The sequence below is a fragment of the Streptomyces alkaliphilus genome (genome assembly GCF_014141535.1).
GTDB classification, from domain to species: Bacteria; Actinomycetota; Actinomycetes; order Streptomycetales; family Streptomycetaceae; genus Streptomyces; species Streptomyces alkaliphilus.
On sequence record NZ_VKHT01001379.1, the window covers coordinates 1 to 1017 of the forward strand.

Sequence of the window (1017 nt, forward strand, 5' to 3'; positions counted from 1 at the left end):
GGTCGTGCCGGTGTTGTCGTCGGTGCCGTTTCCCTGTGCCGCGCCGTCACGCGCCCGTGGTGTTTCCGCTGCCATGTCCGCAGCCCTGCCCGCCGGACCCCCGGGACACTCCCGTTTCTCCGCCGCCCGTGGGGTCGGGGGTCACCCGACCGGTCCACACACGGATGCGGATCCTCCCGAACGGCCCAACCATCGACGACGGGACGCACCCGAACGGGTGGTCGTCCCGCATCCCTTCCGCACAGGAGGACACACATGAAGCGCACCCGACTCGTCGCCGCCGCCGTCACCGCCCTCGCCATGGCGGGCACCTCCACCGGAACCGCCCTCGCCGACGACACCGCGACCGACGCGGGTTACCTGCAGCAGTCGCGCCAGGGCAACCTCACCGAGATCCTCGCCGGCGAGGACGCCCTGGAGAACGCCCGGAGCGAATGCGTCCGCCACGTCGGCGAGGTGCTGATACGCGACCACACCCTCCTCGACGCCGATGTCACCACCCTGGCCGACGCCCGCGGCGTCGAACTGCCCGACGCCCCGTCCCCCGAGCAGCAGCGCGTCCTCGACGAGGTCTCCGCGCTCGCCGGGACCGAGGAGTACGAGACCGCCTGGCTCCTCGCCCAGGAGGAAGCCCACCTGGAGACCCTCGACCTGATCGACACGCAGGTCGAGTACGGCACCGACGAGGAGATCACCGCCGCCGCGCTCTCCGCCCGCCCGATCGTCGCCATGCACCTGGAGATGGTCCGCGGCGGCGTCTGCCGCGCCGGGGTGGACCCGGCGTACGTCCCGGCCGGCTTCGGGCCCCGCTGACCGTCGTGCGCACGGTGCGCCACCGGCCCGCACCGCCCCGCCGGGACCGCCCCGGATCGGTGGCGCTCGCCCTCGGGGTCGGACTCGGCCTCGCGTCGGCCCCGCTCCTGCTGTCCGCGCCGGCGCCGGAGACGGTCCCGCCGCCTCCGGAGCCGGTCCGCGTGACCCTCACCGGGGAGGCCGACCCCGCTCCCCCCGGTACGC

Annotated in this window: 1 protein-coding gene; it reads left to right on the forward strand. The window is 74.6% G+C overall.

Translation table 11 applies throughout. The annotated features are described in order from the left end of the window. The first annotated feature begins 255 nt into the window (after positions 1-255). Positions 256-813: a DUF4142 domain-containing protein gene (locus FNQ90_RS24595; protein ID WP_182608351.1), complete on the forward strand. Its 558-nt coding sequence runs from the start codon at positions 256-258 to the stop codon at positions 811-813. Positions 814-1017: the final 204 nt, after the last annotated feature.